This is a genomic window from Eikenella sp. NML99-0057, from assembly GCF_001648535.1.
In the GTDB taxonomy this organism is placed as follows: Bacteria; Pseudomonadota; Gammaproteobacteria; order Burkholderiales; family Neisseriaceae; genus Eikenella; species Eikenella exigua.
Genome location: NZ_LXST01000008.1, coordinates 69,610 through 89,489, shown reverse-complemented (window position 1 = coordinate 89,489; position 19,880 = coordinate 69,610). Strand labels below are relative to the sequence as shown.

Genomic DNA, 19,880 nt, shown 5'->3' with positions numbered 1-19,880 from the left:
CCGCCACCACCAATGCCAGCTTGTTCCACCATTCCCATTCGCTCATTTTGAACCAAGCCATTTCGCTTTCTCCATTCGGTGTTCAGGCTACCTGAAAATATGCCTACCCGATTTTTCAGGCAGCCTTCTCCCCTGCCAAGGCTACCTGAAACCTGCTAAGCTATTGCTGCCAATCCGCTTTGGGCTATAATCACTATTTTTCATTATCTTCCGGTTTCCTTTTGAAATTCGCCACCCGCTTGCGCCGTGCGCGCCGCTACCGGCTATATCAGCCGAAGGCGGTAATGCCGGCACACTATATTTCCTGCCATTCCTGCGGGCTTGAGCTGCGCCTGCCGCCGCTCAAGCCGGGGAAAGCGGCGTTTTGCCCGCGCTGCGGCCATCCGCTGGCGCGTGTGGAAACCAACCCGTTTCTGCTGCCACTGGCGCTGGCTTTGGCTTCGCTGATTATGCTGGCGGTGGTGTTTTCCGGGCTGTATATACATGTTACGGTGTTGGGCCTAGAGGTGCCGCTCACTATGCCGGAAATGATGAAGGTGCTGATTTTGCAGAAATCCGGCTTTTTGGCCGAGGTGATGTTTGTGCTCACCTTCGGCGCGCCGTTTTTCTTCTGCCTGCTGTGTTTGTATGTGTATGGCGGGCTGCTGTGGGGCAAGCCGCCGCCTGGTGTGCTGCGGGCCACGCGCTGGCTGGTGCGGCTGCGCGGCTGGATGATGGTGGATGTGTTTTTTATTTCCACGCTGGTGGCCTACATCAAGCTAGGCAAAGTGGCGGAAGTGCATTTCGGGCCGGCGTTTTATTTGATGTTTGTGCTGTCCGTGCTGCTTATCCGCATTGCGCTTTCCGTGCCGGAGCATTGGGTGTATTACCAAATCCGGCGGCTGCGTGGGGATAAGGATTTGGTGCGACCAGAAGGCGGCTCGGTGTTTTGCGGCAAGTGTTTGTTTGAGCGGCCGGCACACGAAACCGAATGCGAAATTTGCGGCTCGGGGCTGCACAAACGGCGGCCAAACAGTCTGAGCTTGAGCTTGGCGCTGTTGATTACTTCTGTGATTTTGCTGCTGCCGGCCAATCTGATGACGATTATGGTGTCGTCCAACCCCACGGTTATCGAACGCAGCACGATTTTCAGCGGTATCCAGTTTATGTGGCGCGACGGCGACCACTACATCGCCATGATTATTTTCAGCGCGAGCATTATGGTGCCGTGGCTGAAGATTATCGCCATGGGCGTGCTGCTGTATGCAGCGAAGTTCGGCACCAAGATGGCGCCGCAGAAGCTTTCCAAGCTGTATTTGCTTACGGAGTCCATCGGGCGCTGGTCGATGATTGATATTTTCGTCATCATCATGCTGATGTCCACTTTCCGCACGCACATGGCGCGGGTAGTACCCGGACCGGCGGCGCTGTATTTCTGCTTGGTGGTGCTGCTCACTATGCTGTCGGCACATTTTTTCGACCCGCGCCTGATGTGGGACAAAGCTGCCCAGCGCAACACAAAGGCTACCTGAAACCGTTAGGGCTGCCCGAACCATTTTCAGGTAGCCCCAACGCAGCATAGGCTACCTGAAAACCTCTTCCATAAAACGCAAAATCACACAATGAATAAACATTCTTCCACACGCGAACCACAGGCAAAAATCCGCCGCAACCGCAGTTTTTCCTTTATGGTTTGGCTGATTCCGCTCATCGCCCTCTTCACCGGCGGCTGGCTGCTGTTCGACCACATCCGCAACACCGGCCCGGAAATCACGCTGTATATGAGCAATGCCGAGGGCATTGAAGTGAATAACACCGTGATTAAGGTGTTGGATGTAGACGTGGGCCGCGTTACTGCCATCCACCTGCGCCCCGGCCAAGAAGGCGTGGCACTCACCGCCCAGCTCACTGGCGAAGCAAAAGACATGATCCGCAAAGACAGCCAGTTTTGGATGGTGAAACCGCGCGTGGACCAAAGCGGCATCACCGGCTTGAGCACGCTCGTGTCCGGCTCGTATATTGCCCTAATGCCCGGGAAAAGCCCGGAAGAAGCACGCGAATTCACCGTGGCCGATGTGCCGCCCGTGTCTGCCTTCGCCCAAGGCGGCCTGCGGCTGCGCTTAAAAGGCGGCAGCGGCAAAATTCTTAGCAGCGGCAGCCCGGTGATGTACCGCGACATCGTGGTGGGCATCGTAGAGGGCGCGAAATTCGATCCCGTATCCAAAACCACCGACTACCAAATCTTCATCGGCAGCCCCAACGACAAACTCATCGGCAACAATGTGCGCTTCTGGCTGCAAAGCGGCCTCAAAATCGAGCTCGGCGGCAGCGGCCTCAAAGTGGATACCCCTTCCCTGCCCGCCCTGATTTCCGGCGCCATCGCCTTCGACGACCCGCCCGACGGCAACAAAGGCAGCCAGGTGGGCAACAACACTCTCTTCCCCCTCTATGACAGCCGTGCCGACGTGGACAACCAAGCCGACGCACGCTCGCTGTATTACGTGGTCTTCTTCAAACAAAGCGTACGCGGCCTGGCCGCCGGCGCGCCCGTGGAATACAAAGGCATCCCCATCGGCACGGTAACCGACGTGCCCTATTTCAGCCGCAACGACAGTCTCAACCTGTTCGACAACGGCTGGGTTCCCGTGCGCATCCGCATCGACCCCTCACGCCTCGAAATCAACGCCGACAGCCAAAGCAAAGAAGCCTGGGCCGACCAAATCAGCCGCGCCCTCAGCAAAGGCCTCAGCGCCACCCTGTCCAGCAACAACCTGCTCACCGGCTCCCTGTTTGTCGAGCTTTCCGAAGCCCCCGGCCAAAGTGTGCTCAAACCCGCCGCCAGCTATCAGGGCAACACCGTGATTGCCAGCCGCAACGGCGGCAGCCTGGGCGATTTGCAGCAGCAAGTATCCGCCCTGCTCGACAAATTCAACCGCCTGCCGCTGGATAAAACCGTGCGCGAACTCAACGGCAGCCTAACTGAGCTGAAAGGTACGCTCGCCCAAGCCAACCGCCTGCTCGGCCAGCCGCAAACCCAGCAGCTGCCCGGCGAGCTCAACCGCACCCTGGCCGAACTGCGCACCACCTTGCAGGGCGTATCCCCGCAATCGCCCGTGTATGGCGACGTGCAGAAAACCCTGCGCAGCATCGACCGCACCCTGCAGCAGGCCGCGCCCGTGCTCAACACCCTCAAAGAGCAGCCCAACGCCCTGATTTTCAACTCTTCCGCCACCGACCCCACCCCGAAAGGAAGCCGCTGATGTCCTTGTTTGCCAAACTGCCCGTTGCCGCCACAGCCCTGCTGCTGGCCGCCTGTGCCTCTACCCCCGCCCCCCAGTATTTCAGCCTGCCCGACAGCGCCTTTGTGCCGCCCGCCGGCCAAAGCAGCAGCCAAACCGCCGTGCAAATCATCCTGGCCGAGCCACTCGGCCAAGGCGGCCTCGTTTACCAAACCGACGCCCACCGCCTCAACTTCGCCCGCCACCACCTGTGGGCCGCTCCGCTGGATCAAAGCCTTGCCGCCGCCTTCAGCAACCGGCTCAACCGCCACGGCAGCGCCCGCTTCGTGCCTTACGGCCGCGGCAACGGCCTGCCCGTGCTCAAGATTTACATCGAGCAATTCCAAGGCAGCTTCCAAGGCCTCACCCTCGTAAGCGGCTATGCCCAATGGCCAAACGGCCGAACCACCCCGTTCAACATCCAAACCCCGCAGCAAGGCGACGGCTACCCCGCCATGGTGGAATCCCTGTCCCAAGGTCTAACCCGTGCTGCCGACACCGTAGGCGGCCACTAAATACCACGCCACAGACATCAGTAAAAAGCTACCTGAAAACTAAAGCAGCGGGCATGAAGCGCAGGTTATTGGCCAAAGCGGTGTTTACTCGGCGGCTTTTTTATTGCCTTCCATCACCACGGTGAGCTTGCCGGTAGCAGGGTGGATAGCCAAGCCGCATACGGCGATGCACTCAGACATCAGCAGGTGTTGTTTGATGGACTTCACGGTTGGCGTACGCTGTCGTCAGCATTATCGAAGCCGGTGAGTCAGACGTCTAAGTCAATACCAGTATGACGTAGGATGTTGGTGTTCGCCTCCGGAATGCTGGCGGCGCGGGCTTTATTAAACGGGCGATTGGGAGAAAAGCCGTACATGCTGCAGTCATGATGCACCACCACCATGATTTCTTCCACATCTAAATCAAACACAACCACCAAGAGTCTGCGTATTCCTGAACCCCACGGGTGCGGCACTACAGCGCCGGTATTACGGATAACTTTGCCATCGCCGTTTTTCAAGTTTAAGGCGGCATACAGCAGCTCGAAAAATACGTATATCCATGCAGGATAGGATGGCCAGTTTCTTTTCAGGGTATTTATTGCTGAAAAATTCTACGCATTCGCCGCTTTCAACGAAGTGTTTGTTGTGTTTTATAGTTTCATCAAGTAGGTTCATGAAAGCTCCCTTCATAGCTGGGATGGAGCTGCAAAGTAATACGGATAAGTAATGTTCAATATATACCAGAGGAGTAAATCATTTCTGCATTCTATTTAAATGTGCTCCTTAATATAGTCTTCCCAAGTAGGATGAAGACGCCGAACTACAGACAAAAAACAGTAGCAAGACAAGGCAACACCGTATCATTCCTATTCTGGATGGCCATACAAACAGGCTACCTGAAACGATTTTCAGGTAGCCTATGGAGCAAAATCTACTCAGATTAAGAGCGGATGCCGGATGCTTTCACGCTGTCAACGTAGCCATGGTCGTTAATACGGATGTGGCGGAACAACCAGCCTTCACATAAAGTAATTACTTCATCCAAGGCTTCAAGGTCGCCGTTGTGATAACGGGCTTGCAGGGTACTCATACGGTTTACGAAGTTTTGATGCACTTTTCTGTGCTGCTCTACCAGACGGTACTGTGCCTCCTCCAACATCATTTCTTCGTAGCTGAAGTGTTCTACGGTGTAGTCAATCAGGTGTTGGAGTTCCAGCTCGATAGCTTCTTTATCGTTAGCTTCTCTGGCATCATACAACTTATTAGTATAATCAACCAATTGGCGGTGTTGTGCATCGATATCGTCGAGTCCGGTGTCCAAATCGGAAGTCCAATATACGAAAGGCATGGTGTATCCCTCATCAAGTAAACAAAAAATTGATCGCCGCGGCACTTAAACTTCCTTGCCAAGCAGCAACTTTTACATAAAACCGAAAATCCGCCAGCAAAATCCTGACAGGTGAAACAGATATGTAAGAGCTATCTAATTTCAAGCAAGTCTTATGCCAGTTTCCTCCCCTGCAATAAATAAACCTTTCTGCCGAAACAGAAAGGTTTATTTATTGCCAACTGAGTACCAACAAAACTGCCTATAGGCAAGCTTAGCGGCTGCCGTAACCGTCTACTTGGATCTCCACACGACGATTGGGCTGCAGGCAGGTGATCAGCTGGTTGCGTCCTCCGTGGTTATCGCACTGCCTAACTGGCTGGGATTCGCCCATGCCAACTGCGCGGATTTTGTCAGCCGGCAAGCCTTGAGCTACCAAATAACGGCGCACAGTTTCGGCGCGATGCTGCGATAGATTTTGATTATAGGCATCTGAGCCGAGGTAATCGGTGTGGCCGATTACGGTGATGCTATTGAGCTGCTCGAAGTTTCTCAATTTAGCGGCCAATTCGCTCAGCTCTTCGCGTCCACGTGGTTGTAAATCATATTCGCCGCTACGGTCGAACGCAAATAATACATCTGCACTCAGCGTGTAGCGGTGCTGCTGTTGTGCAGGGGCTGCAGACTCTTGCGATAGTGGTGGCAAGTGGCGTTTTCAGGATCAACAGCACGCCAGTAAGTTTCGTTGCTGAACATGTTTTTGTCGAACAACACTTTGAATTGGCAAGTAGTTACGCCATTGGTACCTTGGCCGGGAGTATGGAAGTGGAACAGGTAGTTCCATTCACGCGGACGCCACATTTCACCGTAGTGCGGACGGCCGATCAGGTAGTACAAATCGTCTTTGGTCAGGCCAGCTCTCACTTGGTTCAGGCTGCCCAAATCAGGGAAGGTGCCACGGGTTTTATTGAGGGTTACCCGATCCCACTTTGGCCATACCGGCTGGTCAGTAGTACCGCTTGAGCTTACTCTTGTTAGTGAGGAACAGGCAGACAATACTATGGCGATAGTGGCCACAGCTGCTGTGCAACGGGCTACTTTAGCAAATTTCATAATTTTTTCCTTTGGGTTGTTTATTTTGGAGAATCCAGTAGGGCTACCTGAAATTTCTATGCTTAGATTTTCAGGTAGCCTCTTTCAGCTTACCACTGATAGCCTGCACCGATAGAAGCACCGAAGTTACCACGTGAATTACCACTGCCGGTAGCTTTAATAATCCAGTTACCGCTATCAGAAATAGTGGAGAAGCCAACGGCATAACCGGTTTCGCCTTTGTAGTAGCCGCCACCCACAGCCACCATGTTTTTGCCCGGCAAGTAAGCCTGCGGCAGGCCTGCAGTGGCAATGGCTTGGGCCACACCAGCATTGGCAGTATTGGCTACATCGTTAACTTTGGCATCCAGAGCAATGATGTTAGCATTGTTGGTACCGCTCAAAGCACCCAGGGCCGCATTCAGCTGATTCACGTTAACTGCATCCGTGCCATCCGTACCTCTAGCAACATTGGTAATTTTGTTGCCGCCGTTGTTCAGACCACCGGTGGTAAGACTAACGGGGTTGCCGCCACCTGCTGCCGGAGTGATGGTTACGCCACTACCGTTGGTAACAGTTTTATTACCAGCTGCATCGGTGGTGGTTACGCTGGTTACGTTCAGGTTCGGGTTCAACGCCAACTGTGTGCCGCCAGCTATAGTGGTGCTGGTAATGTTACTGTCACCTTTCACGTTGATAGTGTCACCCAGCTTGTAGTTGTTGCTGCCAGTAGTACCGCCGAAGTTGATACCTTTAGCCACGTTTTGGTTGGTGGCATACAGCTGACCGCCGTTTACAGCTTCCTTGCTGCCTGCGGCAACAGTACCGTCCGCTACGTTACCTAAGGTAACCGGGTTGCCTGCGGTACCGCCTACTAAGTTCACCCTGTTAGTTGGCGTATTAGTGGGGTTGCCTGAAGCATCGGCATAGGTCATCGGGGTATCAACCTTAACGGTAGTTACGCCGTTGGTACTCGTTACTTTGGCTACAGTACCTTGGCCGTTGGCGAAGTTGACGGTGTCGCCGTGGGTGACGAAGTCCTTATTAACTCCGTTGCCTTGTACGGTGAAGCCAGCGTTCAATACGTCGTTTACGGTAGCGGCATTGTTGCCTTTGCCTGCAAAATCAGCGCGGCTGTTGTTGGCCGGGTTGTTTACAGCATTGGTTGTATCAGCCAGGTTGCTCTTCACATTGGCCAATGTGGTCGGCTCAGTGGTGGAGCCAGCGGCATTCTGCATGCTGGCAATTACATCGCCAGCTGCTACTTGAGTACCTGCGCCGTTAGGCTGGGTGTAGAACTTGCCATCGGTGTGTTTGTACACTTTGCTGCCGTCAGCTTTGGTGTACGCCACTGGGGTTTGGGCGCTCTGCACCACAGATTGGGCATTCAGGGCGTAGGTGTAGCTCTGATTGCCATTGCCGTCCACCTCCTGTTTCACAGTCAACCCGTTGCCCGCTTTCAGGGTCAGAGTGCTGCCGGGTTTGGCGAGCGTAGCAGAATGATTACCCGCTACATTGCCGCCAGCATCGATGTTGAAGCCGCTGTTGTTGATGGCCTTGGCTATATCGCCGGCAGTAGCCAGTTTGTTAGCATCAGCGGGAGCCGGAGCAATCACTTTACCAGCCGGGTTGCCACCGGTGCCGTCGCCCACGTTCAACGCAGTGGTGTCGGCAGCCACTTTGTAGGTGGTACTGCCATCAGCATTTGGCGTACTGCTAACACTAATACCGTTGCCTGCTTCTATCTTGCTGGTGGCTGCTGCTTTAGCCGCATTCAGCTGATTCACGTTAACTGCATCCGTGCCATCCGTACCTCTAGCAACATTGGTAATTTTGTTGCCGCCGTTGTTCAGACCACCGGTGGTAAGACTAACGGGGTTGCCGCCACCTGCTGCCGGAGTGATGGTTACGCCACTACCGTTGGTAACAGTTTTATTACCAGCTGCATCGGTGGTGGTTACGCTGGTTACGTTCAGGTTCGGGTTCAACGCCAACTGTGTGCCGCCAGCTATAGTGGTGCTGGTAATGTTACTGTCACCTTTCACGTTGATAGTGTCACCCAGCTTGTAGTTGTTGCTGCCAGTAGTACCGCCGAAGTTGATACCTTTAGCCACGTTTTGGTTGGTGGCATACAGCTGACCGCCGTTTACAGCTTCCTTGCTGCCTGCGGCAACAGTACCGTCCGCTACGTTACCTAAGGTAACCGGGTTGCCTGCGGTACCGCCTACTAAGTTCACCCTGTTAGTTGGCGTATTAGTGGGGTTGCCTGAAGCATCGGCATAGGTCATCGGGGTATCAACCTTAACGGTAGTTACGCCGTTGGTACTCGTTACTTTGGCTACAGTACCTTGGCCGTTGGCGAAGTTGACGGTGTCGCCGTGGGTGACGAAGTCCTTATTAACTCCGTTGCCTTGTACGGTGAAGCCAGCGTTCAATACGTCGTTTACGGTAGCGGCATTGTTGCCTTTGCCTGCAAAATCAGCGCGGCTGTTGTTGGCCGGGTTGTTTACAGCATTGGTTGTATCAGCCAGGTTGCTCTTCACATTGGCCAATGTGGTCGGCTCAGTGGTGGAGCCAGCGGCATTCTGCATGCTGGCAATTACATCGCCAGCTGCTACTTGAGTACCTGCGCCGTTAGGCTGGGTGTAGAACTTGCCATCGGTGTGTTTGTACACTTTGCTGCCGTCAGCTTTGGTGTAGACCACCGGCAGCTGGGCAGACTCGGCCAAGCCTTGGGCGTTGACACTCAGATCGTAGTTATCTGCGCCAGTTGTTCCATTGGTCGTTTTGGTGACCGTAAGGCTGCCGTTGTTAGAAGACACCGTGGTTCTACTGGCTTGAATGGCTTCGTGAATGTTGCCCTTACCTGTGCCACCAATATTGTTCATGCTGAGTTTACCATCGGCACCGACGGCTGCATTACCACCCAAAATATTCTTCATGCTACCAGCCACATTGCCAATCACCGTTTGTGTGGCATACAGCTGGCTGCCATTGATGGCATCGGTGCTGGTGGCACTGATGCGGCCCGCGGCCACATTGGTAATTGTACGTTTTTCACTGCCATTACCAACACTTACTGTCGCAACAGGATTGGTTCCCGCAAAACCACCGTAAGTGATATTGCCTACCGTTGCAGTATTTGTACCTACCGCATTTTCAGTAGTCGAAGAACTACCCAATGCAACAGACTTAGAATGGGTTGCCGATGCGCCAGAACCGATGGCAGTACCATATTGTCCAGCACTTTCTACTTTTGCACCCGCACCGATAGCAACACCGCTGGCGGCTGCCACCTTAGCCTCAGTACCTATAGAGGTGGAGCTACCCTGAGAAGCAATAGCCTTAGAACCGATAGCTGTTGCGCTATCCGCTTTGGCTTCAGCACCTTGTCCTAATGCGGAGGAATCAATACCGTCAGCTTTCGCATTACTGCCGAATGCCGAACTGCGTAATTTTGTTGCTGTTGCCGCACTCCCGATTGTGGTCGCATCATCGGCAGTCGCAATTGCATTCGGGCCGACCACGACCGTCCTTTCGCCGGTAGCCGAGGACTTATAGCCAATAGCGATATTATTATTTTTAGTAACCTTGGCTTCACGACCCATTGCAATAGCTTGTGCAGCATTAGCAGCAGCCGATTCCCCGATAGAAATCGCAGCATCACCCCCTGCATTAGCCTCTCTACCAACTGCAACAGAACTTCGTCCTCCAGCCTTCGCATCATTAGCTAATGCTACTGCAGCATCTCCCATAGCTTTGGAACCGGTACCGACCGCGGTGGAATAACCGCCCGTAGCTTTTGCATGTGCGCCATTACCGATAGCAACCCCATGCTTGGTTGATTCAGCCGTATTACCGATTGCGGTTGCGCCCATTCCGTTTGCACGAGTTGTCGTACCAATACCCAGCGCATCTCGTCCTGTCGCTTGAGCATCATTACCAAACGCAACAGTTCCTTTATCCATTGCCTTGGCTGCAGAACCTACGGCTACTGAATGCTCCGCAGAAGCAGACGCATTTACGCCAGCGGCTAGTGCATGCGTACCTGTTGCGCCGTCGTTGTTGTAGTTTCCGTCGGTAGCACCACTGCCTTTTACACTATAGTAATGCGTTTTCGCAGCACCAATCTGGTTTTGCAATCCTTGCGTTACATAAAACAGCTGGCTGCCGTTGATGGCATCGGTGCTGGCAGCATTAATAGCGCCTGGAGCAACGTGTTTGATTTGGCGCTCGAAACCTGCCGTACCAATAGAAACCTGGTCACCGGCAGTCACGCTGCCGCTGCCAGCAAACGGATTAGCCGCGCTGCCATAAGTGATTGAACCCACGGTTGCCGTTTTTTCTGACGTAGCCGCTGCAGCCGTGGTGCTGCCCGCGCCCAATGCAACCGCATTTTCTTTCGATGCATTGGAGCCCACGCCCAGTGCCAATGACGCCACGCCCGAAGCAGCAGAACGCGTACCGAATGCAGTGGAAAGACTACCGCTCGCTTTGGCCTGCACGCCGACAGCTACAGCCGCCGTACCCGACTCAGTGGGAATGAACGGTGCAGCGGTATTCTGCACCAACTCATCGCCTGTCAGCGCCTTGTACTTCTTCGCCACGTCGGATTGATTGAAATTACCACCAGCATCCTTCGACACAGCATTCAAATCATCGCCGCCGATAGCTACGGAAGAATCGCCTCTGGAAATGCTGTTGTTACCGATTGCAGTAGACTGGGCACCAATCGCCTGAGTCGACGGCCCCAAAGCTACGGCCTGCCCACCGGATGCCTTGGCACGCACGCCATAGACCACATCTTCGTTGCCAGTTGCCTCTGCCGCCCAGCCGATGGCTACCGTTCTGAGCCCAGTGGATTTGGTGTCTACACCGATAGCAATAGATGCCTCTTTGTTATTGGCCTCATTTAAAGTAATGCCAGTACCCATGCGAATGCTGTTCGATGAACGATACAGGTTACCATTGGTATCTTTATATTCGCCGTTCTGAGTGAAGTTGGGATCAACCCCGTTCGTGCCACGGTTACCGATGCCAATAATGCCGCTGTTGACATCCAATCGGCCGCCCAAGGTCAGGTTTTTGGCGCCATTATCGGTAGTATTAGCAGGAGCATTTACAGTGCCATAGAACAAAGTGCGGTTGGTCTGTGTATCACGGTTTTCCGCGCCAGTCCCATTGATCGGCTTACACGGGTTATATGTCGGCGTTATGCCAAAAAAAGTAGGATTCGGTACTTGCACAGTGCCTATACCCCGCAATGGCGTATGAATGTTTGTACCCATGATGGCATATTGAACAGCATTTGTACTGTCAGCAAGACCTGTACAGTTAATATCCCGACCGTCGTTAAAATAGAATCCAGCTTCGGCATTAGCCTGACCGGCTACAGCAGCCACAGCCAATACTACTGCGGAAGAAACAAAGCGGGACATTCTAATGCCTACTCGACTCAAAATAGCCCCACTAATACCATTTGCACTTATAATAGAGGCCGACTTGCCATGCGCCTTAGCTGTTTCCTGCACAGCCACCCAAGTGTTGGTACATTCATTCCATACGGTACAGTAAACTTTGTTCATATAATTCAGCTTCCTAACTTTCCAAAATTAAAGAATCAAAAAATAAAACACATTAAACAACGGAAAAGCCCATCGGTTGATTTACATCAATCACCATCGATTTCTTCCTACGCTTGTCAGGTCATACAAAACTTAAATTATTTTTGCGGAGTGCCTTTATTTTATTCAAATAAATTCAATAGACTACGTATTCTAAACCCGTGGGCAAATTGAGGCTGGCATAATACAGGCAGTTAACGTATCATCCTAGCCGCTTATCGCTTGGTTGGATTTCTTTTACAAAAACTTGCAACAAATTTGTAACACTCTCTACTTATACAAGCCACATCAACTACACATTTCAGGCGGTTTTTAGGTAGCGAACATAATATTATAATTCCTGGATATACAAACACTTAAATACCACCTAAAAACCAAGCATAAATACGCTCGTTTCCTATTGCCCGAGCCGAAGCTTCACTTTATTGAGTAACCTCCCTAAGTAAATTACAAGCTATTCCTAGCTTGAATCAACTTGTAGCTTAGCAGCAATATCTATTACAAAATTCTCTATAATACGCAACAAAATAGTAATAAAATATTGTATTGCCATGTCCTCCTAAATTTCAGGTAACTTTCTCCTCCCTACCCTTTATGAGGTTTTAATCGTAATACAACACAAACCTAGATCGTAAATGGCACAGGGCACCGCAAAATCGGGCAAACACAACCCAATGTCAATCGCCCCTAGTCCTTACACAAAAACGCTTGCTTATCATTAGGATAAACAAGCGTTTCAAACTCTCAGCTGTAAAATAAATTTTCAGCAATTGTCTTTACAAAGGCCCTATTACACCCATCGCCTAATACAGAGGAAAAACAAGGTTGCTATCCTGCTCCATCCATCGCCTCAAAACGGTTGCCGCAGTTCGCTCAAGCTGATACCCAACGCTTGGGCGTATTTAGCCAAGGTTTTTTCAGGTAGCCCCTCAAACACGACTGGTTGTAAATGGCGGCGCAGCTGCCAACGCCATACGCCGGCGGCCATAGCCAGGCCGACTTCGTCGTATCGGCTGCGGAACATGTGGTAATACAAAGCGGAACGCTCGCCACGCTCCACGGCCTGCTTGGCGGCTTCGGCCTGTTCCTCCAACTCGGCCACGGCCTGCACAGTGGCGTAGGATTCGTCTTGCCAGCCGGTGCTGGTGGCGGCTTGGTAACGGCCATTGTGCGTGCCATAGATAATTTTTTGATGCCCACGATAGCTGGGGCTGTCGTCTTGCGGAATGTCGTTGATATCCATGCTGAATAGTTCCAAACAAGCAGAATCTGGGTTTTCAGGTAGCCTCAGGCATACACCGCTTCCAGCAACATAAAACAAGTGGAAAAGCGGCCGCTTTCGGGAATGTAGCATAGGATTTTCTGGCCATTTCGGATATCCGTGCGGCGCATAAACTCTTCCAAAATAATGTAAATCGCCGCCGAGCCGGTGTTGCCTTTATAGTGCAGGTTGGTAAACCATTTTTCTTCGGCAATCGGCAGCCCCGCTGCAGCAAGACCATCGGCTAACTTACTGCGGAAGAAATCGGAGGAGTAATGCGGCAGAAACCAATCAATCTCGCCGGCTTGCAGGCCGTGCTTGGCAATCAGACGGCGCAGCGGCTTTTCCACCGTGTAAGCCACGATATTTTCATTCAACAGCTTCACATCCTGCTTCACCACCATCAGGCTGCGCTTGGCGCACTCATCAGCATCGACATCTTTCCAGCTCAGCCACTCCCCACCCTGCCCCACTTCGCCGCCGGCATACATGCACACCGGCATCTCGTTGGCATACGACAGCAAATCAATCCAATGGATTTTAAAATTCAACTGCCCGGCCAGCGGCTCACTGCCCAGCTGCACCGCGCCGGCACCGTCCGACAGCATCCAGCGCAAAAAATCCTTGTTAAACGCAATTTCCGGCTTGGCATCCTGCAGGCGCAGGCTGTCGGTTTCACAACGGAAACGCTCGCCGCGCAATACCGCAGAAGCCGTTTCCGAAGCCGCTGCCACCGCTTCGCTACATTCCCCGGTGCGCACCGCGCGTTCGGCCTGCTTCATCGCCGCCATCCCTGCCGCACACACGCCAGCTGTGCTCACCACCTCGCAGGGTGGAATCTGCGGCAGCAGCCCGTGCACCATCACCGCATGGCCGGGCAAAATCTGGTCGGGGTAAGACGTGCCGCAGGCAAGGCTACCGATTTCGTCCGCACGCAAGCCCTGCCCCAACAAACCACACACCGCCTGCGCAGCCAGCTCCGTGTTGCTATGAGTGGTTTGACGGGTGTGCGGATCAATGGCGTAATGGCGGGAAGTAATGGCATTGGAGCGCAAAATCATCTTGCGCACCCGCGAAGGCATATCCCCCACCATACCGAGCACAGCTTCCATCTGCTCATTGCTCACCGGCGGATTCGGCAGAAACGCAGCAGCGCGCTTGATATAAACATCTGATGGCTTATGCAATTCCAGCTCCCCTTCGATATTATATGATGTGTGTGTGGACATTTTCAGGTAGCCTACAGCGGCATATAGCAAAGGCTACCTGAAACTTAGCAGCTAACGCAAAATAGCCTGAAATGCTAATCATTTCAGGCTGTCGTATTATTTGGCAGGCTTTTATCAAAGCCGCATTCTATGCTCATAATTATAAATGCGAACCGCCATATGCCACATCCTAAACACCAACAAAAGCACTCACACACCCAAACTATGCAGCTTCTTTGCAACAATCCCACCAAATCCGTGCCATTCAAGCAAAACTATTTATCCAAGCCGCGCCCCAGGCAAAGCCCCAAGCAATGGAACAGCCAAATAACGGCATAACCAAATGGAAAAGGCTACCTAAAAGCAACACCTGCAGCAAAGCAACCTCATGACTTGCTAAAAAGGGCAACGCCGATTAGGTAAAGCCCAAGATTGGCCAACAGCAGCAGCTGTCTTTTGTAGAGTGCAAATGCAGCAGCGGAGAGCAGCTAGTTTCAGGTAGCCTGCAGGCAAGATTGCAACTCATGCCAACAGTTTCTTTCTTTTTATCGCTTCTTATCGCTCCTATACAAAATAAATTCTTTTCACGCCAACCAATATGTAGTAAAATAAAAATTTTAGCTTCGACCGCCAGGCTTTAACCTAGGCGGTCGCGGTGCTTCCGCTTCGTCCGAGCCAATGTTTTAGCTTCACCGAAGCTTACGCCTTTAGGTAGCCTGCCGCATACGGAAGTTCAATATTATTTCAATAATCAACAGAAGATTGACAAGCGCAGGGCAAACATTTACGTCTGTGTGCTTTCAGGCTACCTGAAAACGGGCAATGCAGGTTTCTGCGGAGCTGCAAATTTAAGATGTACGGCAGATGAAGATTATCGATATATCGCTGGATGGCGTTGATGTCTGCGTGGTTTTTAGGTAGCCGCGTAGGTAGCAAGTGCCCGACCTATGCTTGCTGTAACAATCCTGTTAAAAGGAATTTGAGATGGATAAACAACAGCCTTCAATACATAAAAATGATCAAATATTTGGGGCCGAACCTCAGCCCCCATCTCATCAAATAAGTTACCTGAAACGTTTTTCTCCATGGCTATGGGGCATATCCATTTGGGCGGTGTTGCTGTATGTATTAATTAATATCCCCTTTACAAGAACAATTATCTTGGGAATATTCCAACCATCATCCTATAATAGTTTCCCCTTAGGTAAAAACGGACAGATCGAGATCAATAAAAATATTTATATCAAGCACTCATACTGTCTTGGAATGAACATAGATTTTATTAATGGCTCAACAAAACTAAAAGCAGGGGATAAAGATAAAATTAATACATATGACGATAAATATTTCACATCATTCCATAACTTACAAGGACTAGCCCCTACAGAATATAGACAAGAAATGTACTCTATAAAACTGGAGATATATAAAATTACTGGAATTGAACAGAATTTAATAAACCAAAGAGAATATACAAATTTAGATATAATTGATGGATGGGATGGAAGATCAAAGAATTTAAATGATATTTCATCTTATTTAAAGTTTGGATGCTTTTATTTGCGACCTGGAAGATATAAATTTAAAATCAGTGATAATAGCAAATATATAGATGATTTTAAAGGAATAAATACCTATATAGGTATTAATCCAGATTATTCTCTACCAAAATAACCTTATGACAAGTGAAAGGAAATGATTATGGCTAATGATACGTACACTCTTACTATTAGGAGTGCCCCATCAGGGACACCTAAACCTGGAGGAAAACATTCTCTACCAGGGCATATGTGGTACGAGTTACACCAATCAGGAAATTTTATAGCTAGCTTTGGTTAGTCTGCTGAATCAGATACGGGGGAAAAAGGTCATGTAAATAGGCATGATAACGAATTTTATATAGCAGATAAAGATCATCCCATTACCTCTATTACACTGGAAATTTGATTACTTAATGAATAACTTCTCTAGAGAAGCCAATAACAATCAATTATGGCTTGATGGCTTCCACTCTGGATACAGTCTCCCTACTAATAGCTGTAATAGATTATATAGGGACAGCTTTATATCGTATTGGTTTAGCTGATCGATTTTTTGGTGGAATGCCCGGTGCTTTACCAAGTAGCCCCGAAAACCTAAGAGCATTCCTTGATCAATTAGCAAAACATGCTCTACCAGGAACAAAAATTCATGTTGAGAATATGCCTACAGATACCATGGGAGATCGAAAGATAAATAGATTTGATAACCTTGGCACTATTCCATCGTTAGAAAGAAAATACGAATCCTATGACATTACCGTTCCGGACAACACTCCCTCTAAACACCTTAAAAAACAGCATTGGGTAGATGGTGGCAAACTCAAAAAATGGCATGAACACGCCAATAAAGGCAAAAAATACCACATCGTCGACCCCCTCGCCCTAGACCTTGATGGCAACGGTATCAGCACTGTGGCCGCCAACCAGTTTTCAGGTAGCCTCTTCGACCACGACGGCGACGGTATCCGCACCGCTTCAGGCTGGGTAGGCAAAGAAGGCGGGCTGTTGGTGTACGACCGCAACGGCGACGGCATCATCAACAACGGCAGCGAGCTGTTCGGCGATGCCACCCGCCTGAAAAACGGCGGCATGGCGGCACACGGTTTTGCCGCGCTGGCCGATTTGGACGACAACGGCGACGGCAAAATCGATGCGGCCGACAAGGCGTTCTCTTCATTGCGCGTTTGGCGCGATCTCAATCAAGACGGCATCAGCCAGGAAGGCGAGCTGCTCACGCTGGAGCAGGCTAAGGTGCGGTTGCTCAACACTCAATTTCGCAACACCAACCGCAGCCTGGGCGACGGCAACACGCTGGCGCAGGAAGGCAGCTACACCACCACTGACGGCCAGACCCGCCAGATGGGCGATTTGCTGTTGGCCAACGATCCGCTGTTCAGCCGTTTTAATAATAAAGTGGCGCTGACTGCTGAGCAACTGCAAAACACACTCTCCCAATTGCAGGCTTTGCGCAACGGCAAAGTAAACATTTCCCCCGAACTGTAGGCCGATTTTGACATGCTACAAGACAAAATCCGCTTGCTGGATGCCTTCACCGGCGAAGATTCCCGCACACTGAGCTACGGCACACTGGAACAAGTGAAAGAAATTATCCGCGTGGCCAACAACACTTACGCCCAGCTGGAGCACAGCCTCTACCAAGGCCTGCTATTCCAAACCTGCCTGAAACCCTATCTGAATGCCGTAGGCCTCCCACAATCGCCTCTGTGCTTTACCGTGATAGCGGTAATTGTAGACAAAATACCGTGTGCTGCCTCGGAAAATAGGAGCAACGACAAATGATAGCCCTCCACCGTCGGCCAAGGTCTGTTTTTTTCTTACCGGGTTTGAGGCTTTTAATCTTGTGGTCACTTAATAACATAACATTTCCCTTATTGGCAGAATAACCGTTTATTTTAGTCATACTCTCTCTCAATTTGCCATACTAGGATGTTGGTGCTTTTGCCAGTTATCTTAACCATGCACCTACAAAAGCACCAACTGATTGATGTGGCTTTTGGAAAACAAGGGAAGATTTGTAAAGATGGAAAGTTAAAATCAAAACAAATCAATCGATTGAATTTAAATTACTTTGCAGTTTTTAGTGGGTACGGGAAGATAAAAAAATAACCGCTGAAAAGCGGTTTGTGGTGCCCAGGGTCGGACTCGAACCGACACACCTTGCGGCGGGGGATTTTGAGTCCCCTGCGTCTACCAATTTCGCCACCTGGGCAGGTGATGAGGAAACGGCATTATAGGCATTTTTCCACGTTTGTAAAGTTTTTTACCTGCACATCCGCCGTTTTGCCGTTTAAAACCGAGTTTTCAATGACAATAAAACCACAGCCCTACTCCGCCGTGCTGCCTTTTGGCTGGCCAAAACCTCATTTTGTGCGATGGTGGAGTTCTAGTTTGTACTTATTAAGTATAGCAGATTGGCTTAAATCAGGACAAGTTAACAAGCCACAGGGTGCAGCTAGCATAGCGAGCCAACGCAGTACTGGTTTAAAGTGAATCCACTATATATAATCGCCGCATATGCATACCAATACTCCTTATCCGCAGCCCTCCTGCTATCGGACGGTTGCCCATCCAAACCACCTGCCGTGCCTGAAGTGTCGGCATCTTCGGCTTCTACCACCTCTGCTGTTGCCAGCCGGTTTCACGGCACAGACATCAGCCAAGACCCTAGCGGCAGCGAATCCACCTCCACCTACCGCAACGGCTGCTCCGTGGTGATGGGAGCCGTCAGTCAAACCGCCATCCATCTGGTGGAAGACCTCAAAACCCTGTTAAACCAATAGCCTTAACACCAAAGGCTACCTGAAAACCATTTTCCAGGTAGCCTCAACCCAGAAACCAAACACCATGCAGAAAAACGACCAACAAGCCCGCCTCGCCGTCCTCATCGACGCCGACAACGCCCCCGCCGACATCATCGACCGTCTGCTCGAAGAAATCGCCAAATACGGCATCGCCAGTGTGAAACGCATTTATGGCGATTGGAGCCACGGCCTCTCCAAATGGAAAGCCGCCCTCCTGCCGCACGCCATCATCCCCGTGCAGCAATTTGCCTACACCAAAGGCAAAAACGCCACCGACATGGCCTTGGTAATTGATGCGATGGACTTGCTCTACAGCGGCAATTTCGACGGCTTCTGCATCGTGTCTAGTGACTCCGACTTCACCCGCCTCGCCAGCCGCCTGCGCGAAAGCGGGCTCACTGTATACGGCTTCGGCGAAAAGAAAACCCCCACCGCCTTCCGCAAAGCCTGCGACAAATTTATCTACACCGAAATCTTCCTGCCCGAAAAACAGCGTGCCAACAAAGAGCGCGGCAACGGCAAAGCCCCCGCCGCCGAAGAAAGCAACAACACACCCGACGCCCTGCCCCTGCTCAAACGTGCCGTACGCGAAAACGCCGACGACCTCGGCTGGGCCAACCTCGGCCCCATCGGCAGCTACATCAATAAAATCAACCCCGATTTCGACTCCCGCCTCTACGGCTACGGCAAACTCTCCGACCTCATCAAATCCTTCGACATCTTCGAACACCGCACCGACAACAACCAGCTCCAAGTGCGCCGCAAAACCGAATCCCACCCCGAAAGGCTACCTGAAAATCAAAACGAGCAACGCGAAGCACGGCAAAGCCAGAATGAACGAAGCGAAGCCCGCCCCAACCCAAACGAGCCGCGCCAGCAAAGCGACCAGCCCACCGAAAGCAAACCCGCCAAACGCAAACCCCAGTCCGCCAAAGCCGAAGCCAGTTCGTCCAAAGCCGCCAAACCTTCCTTCACCAAGCTCATTCCCGCCGTGCAGCAGGCCATCCAAGCCACCGCCGACCCCGACGGCTGGGCGCGGCTGGGCGACGTAGTCAAACAGCTTCCCGCCGCCATCGACCCCATCCAATACGGCTGCGCCAACGGCCGCGACCTCATCCACTCCATCTACAGCGACTGGGTGGAAATCAAAAAAGCCGGTCGCGGCGAACGCATCCGCATCAACAAAGCCTTTATCGTGAAAAACGAACAAGCCTAGCCAAGCAAAAGGCTACCTGAAACAAACAAAACCGA

At 51.4% G+C, this 19,880-nt stretch carries 14 protein-coding genes, 1 tRNA gene and 2 pseudogenes; 8 read left to right on the top strand and 9 right to left on the bottom strand.

The features are described 5' to 3' along the window. Window positions 1-284 precede the first annotated feature (284 nt). From A7Q03_RS09000 to A7Q03_RS08990, 3 genes are all read left to right on the top strand, one after another. Window positions 285-1,511 carry a paraquat-inducible protein A gene (locus tag A7Q03_RS09000; RefSeq protein ID WP_153705625.1) on the top strand — a complete coding sequence of 409 codons (1,227 nt, stop codon included), beginning with the start codon at window positions 285-287 and terminating at the stop codon, window positions 1,509-1,511. A gap of 90 nt (window positions 1,512-1,601) precedes the next feature. Then, complete coding sequence (pqiB, locus tag A7Q03_RS08995) at window positions 1,602-3,239, top strand: intermembrane transport protein PqiB (RefSeq protein ID WP_067449191.1); 1,638 nt, start codon at window positions 1,602-1,604, stop codon at window positions 3,237-3,239. Continuing rightward, complete coding sequence (locus tag A7Q03_RS08990; RefSeq protein WP_067449189.1) at window positions 3,239-3,772, top strand: membrane integrity-associated transporter subunit PqiC; 534 nt, start codon at window positions 3,239-3,241, stop codon at window positions 3,770-3,772. The genes pqiB and A7Q03_RS08990 overlap by 1 nt, the downstream gene beginning before the upstream one ends. A gap of 84 nt (window positions 3,773-3,856) precedes the next feature. Here A7Q03_RS08990 and A7Q03_RS08985 read toward each other — a convergent pair. The 8 genes and pseudogenes from A7Q03_RS08985 to A7Q03_RS08945 form a co-directional block, all read right to left on the bottom strand. Then, window positions 3,857-4,429, bottom strand: a pseudogene (locus A7Q03_RS08985) (beta-class carbonic anhydrase). A 265-nt stretch (window positions 4,430-4,694) separates the two neighbouring features. Then, on the bottom strand, window positions 4,695-5,102 hold the full coding sequence (locus A7Q03_RS08980) for a bacteriohemerythrin (protein WP_067438342.1): 408 nt from the start codon (window positions 5,100-5,102) through the stop codon (window positions 4,695-4,697). Between the two features lie 253 nt (window positions 5,103-5,355). After that, complete coding sequence (locus A7Q03_RS10675; protein ID WP_231881803.1) at window positions 5,356-5,787, bottom strand: OmpA family protein; 432 nt, start codon at window positions 5,785-5,787, stop codon at window positions 5,356-5,358. Continuing rightward, on the bottom strand, window positions 5,727-6,194 hold the full coding sequence (locus A7Q03_RS10670; RefSeq protein WP_231881802.1) for an outer membrane protein assembly factor BamE: 468 nt from the start codon (window positions 6,192-6,194) through the stop codon (window positions 5,727-5,729). The genes A7Q03_RS10675 and A7Q03_RS10670 overlap by 61 nt, the downstream gene beginning before the upstream one ends. Window positions 6,195-6,283: 89 nt before the next feature. Further along, a complete protein-coding gene (locus tag A7Q03_RS09960) occupies window positions 6,284-11,611 on the bottom strand; it encodes a YadA-like family protein (RefSeq protein ID WP_231881800.1) in 5,328 nt (1,775 codons plus the stop codon). A gap of 30 nt (window positions 11,612-11,641) precedes the next feature. After that, a pseudogene (locus tag A7Q03_RS10900) lies at window positions 11,642-11,758 on the bottom strand (ESPR domain-containing protein); the annotation flags it as partial. A gap of 889 nt (window positions 11,759-12,647) precedes the next feature. Beyond that, complete coding sequence (locus A7Q03_RS08950) at window positions 12,648-13,040, bottom strand: hypothetical protein (RefSeq protein ID WP_067449182.1); 393 nt, start codon at window positions 13,038-13,040, stop codon at window positions 12,648-12,650. A gap of 44 nt (window positions 13,041-13,084) precedes the next feature. Next, window positions 13,085-14,287 carry a beta-ketoacyl-ACP synthase III gene (locus A7Q03_RS08945; RefSeq protein ID WP_067449200.1) on the bottom strand — a complete coding sequence of 401 codons (1,203 nt, stop codon included), beginning with the start codon at window positions 14,285-14,287 and terminating at the stop codon, window positions 13,085-13,087. A gap of 963 nt (window positions 14,288-15,250) precedes the next feature. On the opposite strand from A7Q03_RS08945, the gene A7Q03_RS08940 reads away from it, so the two are divergent. From A7Q03_RS08940 to A7Q03_RS08930, 3 genes are all read left to right on the top strand, one after another. After that, on the top strand, window positions 15,251-15,940 hold the full coding sequence (locus tag A7Q03_RS08940) for a hypothetical protein (RefSeq protein WP_067449180.1): 690 nt from the start codon (window positions 15,251-15,253) through the stop codon (window positions 15,938-15,940). Window positions 15,941-16,467: 527 nt separating this feature from the next. Then, window positions 16,468-17,310, top strand: a complete 843-nt coding sequence (locus A7Q03_RS08935; protein WP_153705574.1) for a hypothetical protein — start codon at window positions 16,468-16,470, stop codon at window positions 17,308-17,310. A 12-nt stretch (window positions 17,311-17,322) separates the two neighbouring features. Further along, window positions 17,323-17,607 (top strand): hypothetical protein, encoded by a 285-nt coding sequence (locus A7Q03_RS08930; protein WP_067449176.1) that lies wholly within the window; start codon window positions 17,323-17,325, stop codon window positions 17,605-17,607. 345 nt (window positions 17,608-17,952) lie between these two features. Here the strand turns inward: A7Q03_RS08930 and A7Q03_RS08920 are convergent. Continuing rightward, a tRNA-Leu gene (locus A7Q03_RS08920) sits at window positions 17,953-18,037 on the bottom strand. A gap of 382 nt (window positions 18,038-18,419) precedes the next feature. On the opposite strand from A7Q03_RS08920, the gene A7Q03_RS10445 reads away from it, so the two are divergent. Continuing rightward, entirely contained in the window at window positions 18,420-18,608 is a 189-nt protein-coding gene (locus tag A7Q03_RS10445) for a hypothetical protein (protein WP_197474762.1), read from the top strand. A gap of 64 nt (window positions 18,609-18,672) precedes the next feature. Next, entirely contained in the window at window positions 18,673-19,845 is a 1,173-nt protein-coding gene (locus tag A7Q03_RS08910) for an NYN domain-containing protein (protein ID WP_067449170.1), read from the top strand. Window positions 19,846-19,880 lie beyond the last annotated feature (35 nt).

Excerpts from the sequence above, each read along its gene's own strand:
- A7Q03_RS09960 (WP_231881800.1), bottom strand. The coding sequence starts at position 11,611 with ATGTCCCGCTTTGTTTCTTCCGCAGTAGTATTGGCTGTGGCTGCTGTA.
- A7Q03_RS08990 (WP_067449189.1), top strand. The coding sequence starts at position 3,239 with ATGTCCTTGTTTGCCAAACTGCCCGTTGCCGCCACAGCCCTGCTGCTG.
- A7Q03_RS08940 (WP_067449180.1), top strand. The coding sequence starts at position 15,251 with ATGGATAAACAACAGCCTTCAATACATAAAAATGATCAAATATTTGGG.
- A7Q03_RS08945 (WP_067449200.1), bottom strand. The coding sequence starts at position 14,287 with ATGTCCACACACACATCATATAATATCGAAGGGGAGCTGGAATTGCAT.
- A7Q03_RS08935 (WP_153705574.1), top strand. The coding sequence starts at position 16,468 with ATGCCTACAGATACCATGGGAGATCGAAAGATAAATAGATTTGATAAC.
- A7Q03_RS08910 (WP_067449170.1), top strand. The coding sequence starts at position 18,673 with ATGCAGAAAAACGACCAACAAGCCCGCCTCGCCGTCCTCATCGACGCC.
- pqiB (WP_067449191.1), top strand. The coding sequence starts at position 1,602 with ATGAATAAACATTCTTCCACACGCGAACCACAGGCAAAAATCCGCCGC.
- A7Q03_RS08980 (WP_067438342.1), bottom strand. The coding sequence starts at position 5,102 with ATGCCTTTCGTATATTGGACTTCCGATTTGGACACCGGACTCGACGAT.
- A7Q03_RS08930 (WP_067449176.1), top strand. The coding sequence starts at position 17,323 with ATGCTACAAGACAAAATCCGCTTGCTGGATGCCTTCACCGGCGAAGAT.
- A7Q03_RS10670 (WP_231881802.1), bottom strand. The coding sequence starts at position 6,194 with ATGAAATTTGCTAAAGTAGCCCGTTGCACAGCAGCTGTGGCCACTATC.
- A7Q03_RS09000 (WP_153705625.1), top strand. The coding sequence starts at position 285 with ATGCCGGCACACTATATTTCCTGCCATTCCTGCGGGCTTGAGCTGCGC.
- A7Q03_RS08950 (WP_067449182.1), bottom strand. The coding sequence starts at position 13,040 with ATGGATATCAACGACATTCCGCAAGACGACAGCCCCAGCTATCGTGGG.